Below are 1,031 nucleotides of genomic sequence, written 5' to 3' on the forward strand. Positions count from 1 at the left end.
GTGTTTCGTTTCGGACGATTGTTTTGATTCCCCAGCGATCGTTGCTGGGCTAGCCTATGTTGCGTTGAGACGGAGGGCTGGGTGATGCAGGTCCGGCTTCACGCGAATGCGCGCACGACCCCGGCGACGCGCCGGATGATCCAGACCAGCGGCCGCAGGGTGGCGGATCTGGCGCGCGAACTGGGGGTCTCCGAGACCACGGTCAGGCGCTGGCGTCAGCGCAGCGAAGTCCATGACCGTTCGCATACCCCCCACGTGCTCAAGACCTCCATGTTGCCCCATGAAGAGGCTCTCGCCCTTGCCCTGCGCCGCGATCTGGCTCTGTCGCTGGACGATGCCCTGGAAGTGATGCGGCGCTGTGTGAAGCCGGACCTGTCGCGCGCCGCGCTTCACCGCTGCTGGAAACGTCATGGCCTGTCCGCCCGGCCCGCCCCCGAAAGCACTCCGCCGGGCTGCTTCCAGACCCGTCACCCGGCCGGCTTCATCCATGTCGATGTCAAACACCTCACCCGGCTCAAGAGCCGGCCCGCCTATGCCTTCGTCGCCATCGACCGGGCCACACGCTACGTCTATCTCGAGATCGCTCCAGCCCGCAGCGCCGCCAATGCCGCAGCCTTCTTCGAACGCTTCCTGGCCAGCTTCCCGCTGAAGGTCCACACCGTGCTCTCCGACAATGGCTCGGAGTTCACCGACCGCTTCGCCGTCGACAAGAAGGGCAAGCCCCCCGATGCGCCCTCCGGGGGGCACCCCTTCGACCGGGTCTGCGCCGCAAACGGCATCCGCCATCAGCTCGCCAGGCCCTTCCGGCCCCAGACGAACGGCATGGTTGAGCGGTTCAACCGCCGCCTCCAGGACCATCTCAATGCCAAGCCGCCCAACGGAAAAAACCAGGGCAAGAACTGCTTCGACACCCACGAGGAGCGAAACCGCTACATCCTCGACTTCGTCCGAAACTACAACCAGACCCGCCTGCGATGTCTCGATTACGAAAGCCCCGCTCAGCGCCTCAACAATCTCACGGGACACAACAC

General features: G+C 65.0%; 1 protein-coding gene. It reads left to right on the top strand.

What is annotated here, in order from left to right; genetic code table 11:
* Positions 1-84: 84 nt before the first annotated feature.
* The coding region (locus tag L5876_RS14510) for an IS481 family transposase (protein ID WP_370469071.1) at positions 85-1,031 on the top strand (947 nt) is incomplete at its 3' end.

Source organism: Hyphobacterium sp. SN044, assembly GCF_021864465.1.
GTDB lineage: Bacteria > Pseudomonadota > Alphaproteobacteria > Caulobacterales > Maricaulaceae > Hyphobacterium.